At 38.5% G+C, this 6,226-nt stretch carries 6 protein-coding genes; 2 read left to right on the plus strand and 4 right to left on the minus strand.

Annotated elements, in window-relative coordinates; translation table 11 throughout:
- Positions 1-46 precede the first annotated feature (46 nt).
- Positions 47-1,069: a response regulator gene (locus CFPU101_RS17625; protein ID WP_206816645.1), complete on the minus strand. Its 1,023-nt coding sequence runs from the start codon at positions 1,067-1,069 to the stop codon at positions 47-49.
- Between the two features lie 137 nt (positions 1,070-1,206).
- On the minus strand, positions 1,207-2,079 hold the full coding sequence (locus tag CFPU101_RS17630) for a manganese catalase family protein (protein ID WP_206816646.1): 873 nt from the start codon (positions 2,077-2,079) through the stop codon (positions 1,207-1,209).
- A 376-nt stretch (positions 2,080-2,455) separates the two neighbouring features.
- Between CFPU101_RS17630 and CFPU101_RS17635 the strand changes: the two genes are divergently transcribed.
- Entirely contained in the window at positions 2,456-3,052 is a 597-nt protein-coding gene (locus tag CFPU101_RS17635; RefSeq protein ID WP_206816647.1) for a hypothetical protein, read from the plus strand.
- Positions 3,053-3,171: 119 nt separating this feature from the next.
- Positions 3,172-4,128 carry a DUF1350 family protein gene (locus CFPU101_RS17640; protein ID WP_206816648.1) on the plus strand — a complete coding sequence of 319 codons (957 nt, stop codon included), beginning with the start codon at positions 3,172-3,174 and terminating at the stop codon, positions 4,126-4,128.
- 61 nt (positions 4,129-4,189) lie between these two features.
- Here CFPU101_RS17640 and chlP read toward each other — a convergent pair whose 3' ends face one another.
- Both chlP and CFPU101_RS17650 read right to left on the minus strand, forming a co-directional pair.
- Positions 4,190-5,407, minus strand: coding sequence for a geranylgeranyl reductase (chlP, locus tag CFPU101_RS17645; RefSeq protein ID WP_206816649.1), 1,218 nt, complete (start codon positions 5,405-5,407; stop codon positions 4,190-4,192).
- A 256-nt stretch (positions 5,408-5,663) separates the two neighbouring features.
- On the minus strand, positions 5,664-6,226 hold a 563-nt coding region (locus CFPU101_RS17650), incomplete at its 5' end, for a Uma2 family endonuclease (RefSeq protein WP_242578060.1).

Genomic DNA, 6,226 nt, shown 5'->3' on the forward strand with positions numbered 1-6,226 from the left:
TAATTAATGATTGATCAGAACAATTGATCTCTATAAACCATCTTAATTAATCTGGAGATTTTCGACCTGCCAACCGAGCAATCAGATCAACTAATTCCGATGGTTGTGCAAGTTTATGCAAATGAGACTCAAATCCTGCGCCAAGGGCTTTTTCTCGATCTTCAACTACATAAGAGGTGAGGGCTGCTGCTGGAATATGCCAGCCTTTTTTTGCTTCTAATGACCGCACTTTTTTAATGAGGTTATATCCATCGTAATCAGGCATCCGAATATCGCTCACTAAAACATCTGGATGAAGTTGCTCTAAGATATCTAATGCTGCAACTGCATTATCGACGGCTGTGACACTTACTCCCTGTGATTCTAGGACAGCCGTAATAAATTCACGGGCATCAGCTTCATCGTCCACCACCAGAACCCGTAAACCATCTAGAGCGTGTGGCAGTTGAGATGTTGGCAGGCTTGGTGTAACGGTTTGTTTGTACTGACTAATATCATGAACACTAACCCACAAACCCTCAACTTTATCGAATTCATTGCGAATTACCATCGTTTTGAACAAGGCAATAAATGGCTCTTTTTTGCGGGGACAGAGTTCTATTTCCCAAGTCTGCACTCCTTCCATTTGAGCAAGCTGGTTTAGTAAAGTGCGAAAATATGGACGCTGCGCAGGTATCACATAAACTGCAAGCGGTTTACCGATTAAATAAGTTGGGGAAATATTGAGAAGCTGGCAAAATGTTGGGTTAGCTTCGATGATTAATCCATTGGCATCGGTAACGCAAGAAGCCATCGGTGAAAGCTGAAACAGATTGTAATAATGTTGGTATGCTGCGAGTGTTTGCTGATGTTTAGTGAGCATCTCTTCTTCGACAATTTCTGATGCTTCTAAAATCGATAGCATCTCCTCATAGCTAAGTTGCAGATTCGACAGAGCCGTAACCATAGTATCCAAAATTGTCCTAATCTGTTCCTGTTGTTGAGGAGGTAGATCATCCATACTATTTTGTAAGATGGTCAGTTGCTTACTGATATTTTGGATATGTTGAATCGACTGATGGCTACTCATGAGGCGTGCTTGATGATGTAGCTACTATTGTAACTTCTTTGATCATGCAAGTACATTAGGTTTATGACACTTTGAAAATTGTAGAGAGGGGCGACTTTTAAAAGTCGCGGGTTAATGTTCCCTCTCCACCCATTCTATTAAGATCGAGCTTTCGGAGTGCCATGTAATCGAGGATCTGGCTGAGGTGGTTCAACTTCGGTGCCTAATGGTTTAGGATCGGCTAAATATTCAAACTCTCCTTTACCATCAGGTGAGGGGCCTTTTGCCCAACGTCCCTCAGAACTTTCAGTTCCATCTGAATTATTCCAAAACTGATAAGCAACTTCCGATTTTTCTAATTCTTGTGGGAAGGAGCTAGGTACAGGTGTACTTTCTAGTCCTGATGCTTCTAGATCTTCTAGTGCAGCAAGCCATTGGTTTTGGTGCATCGTATCACGAGCAATTAAAAAACTCAAGGTGTCTTTAACTCCTGGGTCATTGCTCATTTCATACAATCGTACTGCTTGTAAACGTCCTTGAGTCTCTGCATGAAGATTAGAACGAAAATCGGCAAGAAGGTTACCACTACTAACGATAAAGCGACCATTCCAAGGGAAACCAACACTATCACTGGTTGTCGCTCCTAATCCAGATACAATGAGATGCTGAGGATTCATTGCGCTGGCGAAAATATCTTGAATCACATCTTGCGTTTTATTACCACCGAGAACTGATGCAACAATTGGATCTTGTGCGCCATCTTCTTGCATTTTTATCGGTGCATTCTCCAACAGTTGAGCGATTAAGGTAGCAAGAATTTCGATGTGGCCAATTTCTTCGGTACCGATATCTAGCAGCATATCACGATACTTGGCAGGGCCGCGACAGTTCCAGCCTTGAAATAAATACTGCATCATCACAGTCATTTCACCAAAAACCCCGCCAATCAGTTCTTGCATTTTTTTAGCGTAAATGGGATCGGGCTGTTGGGGGGGGGTGTAGTATTGTAGTCTCTTAGTGTGATAGAACATAGGTATAACTTTTAAAGTGTAAATTTCAGGCTAAACTCATTGAGCATTATCAAACTCGGTTTAGCCTCTTCTCTCTAGTTAAACCAATATAAACTTTACTAACCTCCGTCTCTAGCCACAAAGAACAGTCTTCAAATATAAGTAGCTTAAAAATAACGAATTCGTACTAAAGATTAAAAGTGTTTACCTACCCATTGCCTAAGCGAAAAATCCTTGTCTATCTAAAGGAGGCTAGGAAGATTTTAAGTTTAACCTACTGTAATTCAGATTTTTCTTAAGTTCTTGTTTAAGTGCCTAAACTTAGGAGGACGCTACTCAATTTTAGGAATAGATTGAATTTAATCTAAAAAATTAAGCTCAATCGAGGATCAAAAATATGCTTGTTTCGACTTTTGAACTTTTGGTTAAACGACAGCTTCCTAGAGAAATGGATATCATGAATCTTCCTCCTGGGGCTACTTTTCCTCCAGAAGTTGAGAAACTTTCGCGTACTGTTATTCAAGGTTATTTTCTAACAATTAGTAATCTAAATGCTTTTGATGTAACACTATCTTTTGTTTTTACTATTGTTACTAATCCTCCTATTGCAGTGATGGCGGATCTTCTAGGTTTTATTGATGTCGATGAATCTAATATATTTGAGTTACCTGATGTTGAACCTGATTTAGCGCAAAATAAAATTCGATTTACGCGAAAAATACCAGCTAGTGATACTGGCTTATTTCTGATACAGCCTAATATTCTTAACACTGATTTATTATTAGGTAATAAACAATTTGAGGTACGAGGCTATGTCGAAGTCTTTATCTCCTCTCTTTCTACGGGTTATAATGCTGCTAAATTGCTTCTAACACCAGAACATCGAGGAACATTTTATACAGATTTAACACAGGATGCAGTTCAACTCGATCAAATAGCCTATTCATTGCCTACAGCGCATGGTGGTTCACTTTTTGAACTTTCATTTCATTAATAATGCTCTAAACAAGAGCTAATCTCTAATTAACAAAATAAGCCTTAATTTATAAGTAAATTAGTAAATAAAGGCTTATCTAATCATTTTATATAATTTTTTGGATGAGACATAAAACCATGAAACCTACTTTTAAGTTTAAACCAATCTCTTTTAGTTGGGTTGCCCTTCATCCGCAGCCAAAAGGTGTAATATTATTTATCGGGGGAGCTTTTTTTGGTACTTTTCCGACTTTGTTTTATCCATATTTTTTTGAAAAATTATTTGATGAAGGATATACCATAGTAGCAATGCCGTTTCGCTTTGGATTTCGCCATTGGCCAATTGCCATTAGTTTATTAAAAGAACAAATCACCCTTAGAGAAGAAATGGTGAAATTAGCCGATTATTACAACCGTACTGAGCAAGGTAATTATGATGCAGAAATTTATCGCAATCCTCAGAAATATTTCTGGATTGGTCATAGTTTAGGATGTAAATATATTACTTTATTAGAATTTTTTAGTGGCGAAAAATGGGAAAATATTTTAACGCAATGTGCTAAAGATAAAAAAGCAGGAATGCTGATGAGAATTGAAGACTCAGTTAATATGATTCCCCTTGAACAACGCTCAATTAAAGGTCAACCTTCTTTATTAATTGCACCTGATATTAGTGATACTCAAAGTGCCATCCCTAAACCCTTAGCTTTTATTGCTAAGTTTCTTGATTACAAAGGGTGGGGAGTATTGCCAACCAATGCTCAAACTAAATGTTTTGTTGAAGGTAGTCAATTATTCCAATTAACGGGTTTAATCTCTTTTGATAAAGATACGATCGCAGGAAATGAAAAGGATAAAGAGGGCGATGTTTTTTGGTTTATTGGACAGTTGAAATCGGAAAATAAAAAATTTCCAATTTTACACAAAGAATTAAAAGGGAAGCATTTAGAACCTTTGGGTGTTCAATCAGGTGATTATGTTGTTGATTATAATCCTTTCGATAAATTCGCAGAACCTATCAGTGAAAGACAATTAGAAGCTGTGACCATTGAATTTTTAGATGAACTCAGAAAACGAGAAGAAATGCTACGGTAAAATCGACTAAAAAAGGGTTTGGTTACCAAACCCCTACAATTATTATTGACTAATTACTGAATTAGGGTGCTAAAGCACTTCCCCGCAGTAGACTACCGATCGTTTTTGCGGTAATCTTCATTTGAATTAGTGGGTTAGCAGGAACAACGGTTTTATAAAGGTAACTATCGAAGGTCAAACGTTGTACATCCTTATCAGCACACATTTCTACAAAGGCTTCCCGTGTTGCATCTGTCCGATAGAAGACCCGTTGTAATAGATCTAGTACCAAATAGGTCATACCGTACTGTTTATCCCAACGTTTGATATAAAGTTTAAGATCATCTTCAGTAGGAATACGTTGACCGCCATTAGTGACTTCTACTAGGGTTTCTGCACACATACGGGCTGATTTTGCAGCAAAATAGATCCCTTCACCAGAAGATTTAGTGACGGTTCCTGCGGCATCTCCAACAAGGGCAACACGACCAACGACGCGACGGGGGCGAGGATGTTCGGGAATAGGATGTGCTTCGACTTTAATAATTTGACCGCCTTCGAGTTTACGGGCTGCACGTTGACGGATACCCGCTTGGAGGTCTTTGATCATGGTTTTGTTGACCTTCATGGTTCCCGTTCCGACAGCTACGTGATCGTATTTCGGGAAAACCCAAGCGTAGAAATCTGGTGATACATCTGTACCAACATACATTTCAGCTAAGTTTTCATAGTAGGCCATTTTGTCTTCGGGTAGACGGATGCGTTCTTGGAAAGCGATCGCATAGTTATAGTCACCCGCATCGATGGCTTTAGCAATACGAGAATTTGCCCCATCTGCACCAATGACAACATCTACTTTAAGAGTTTTCATCACGCCTTGAGCATCGCCATTAGAGTGATCAGCGTAATGAAGGGTGTAAGGATCAGTATTATTACTTGGAATATCTAATTGATAGACGGTACCGTTGATCAGTTTAGCACCGAGTTTAGCAGCGCGATCGCGCATAAATCCGTCTAGGACTTCACGGCGACACATTCCGATGTATTCGTCTTGTCGATCTAAATTAATATCAACTTCAATATTAGAAGGTGAGATCATTTTCATGTTTCTCACGCGACGATCAATGATTTCGTCTGGTAGGTCAAATTCACTAACCATACAAAGTGGAATGGCACCACCGCAAGGCTTAGCATTATCTAGCTTGCGCTCAAATAAATAGGTTTCGATACCAGCTTTGGCTAACGTTTCTGCCGCCGAAGATCCGGCAGGCCCTGAACCAACAACAGCAACCCTTAACACTCAGGCTTTCTCCTAAATACACGTTCTGCGAGTACGGATTGCATCGTACCACGACTCAAGAGCCTGTATGTTCCAAATTCCACCAGTTGCAATACAGCTTAACAACATTATTTAAAAAAGTTTACATTCTAGGAGTGAACACTAAAATTTACAATCATCAGAATTGACTATTGACTATTCTTGATTTTTTGCCGAAACTCTGTTAAAGCATCAAAAGGATCATCCGCATCAATATAACTGGCTAATAAATTTAGATCTAAGTTGGGCAATAGTTGACTGTGGGTAACTTGGATATATTCCCCATTTTGTAGAGAAAAGACGAACAAACTTCCTTTTTGCCAAAACCAAACCATACTTCAGGTACACCTAAATCTTTGTAAACTTTTAATGAATTAACTCCCCCACTGGTCAAAACAATTTCTATCGCTAAATCGGGGATTTCTTTATTAGTACCGATACAATAACACTCATCAGGTTCGATTCCTTTTTTAGTTAAGTCAGAACGAAACGTTGTTGAGCCGAGAGCATAAAAACGTATTCCAAACTCTAAGAAATGTGCTTCCAATAAAATTCCCATGAGTTTTTTACTTAATTCATGACGGCGGCTTGGTGACATAATTTCTAAACTTCCCTCTAAATAAGTTACATAAATTCCTGGACGATCGCCTAATTTTTCTAAAAAAGCTTCATATTGTTCCCAACTCACTTGATTAATAATTACAAGATGCTCTAAATCGGTGTTTCTTAGCTCATGCAACTTGATGAATTGTTCTAAATAACTTATATCTTGACTAATGGTTAATACCAATTCATTAAATG

Source organism: Chroococcus sp. FPU101 (genome assembly GCF_017312365.1).
In the GTDB taxonomy this organism is placed as follows: Bacteria; Cyanobacteriota; Cyanobacteriia; order Cyanobacteriales; family Microcystaceae; genus Chroococcus.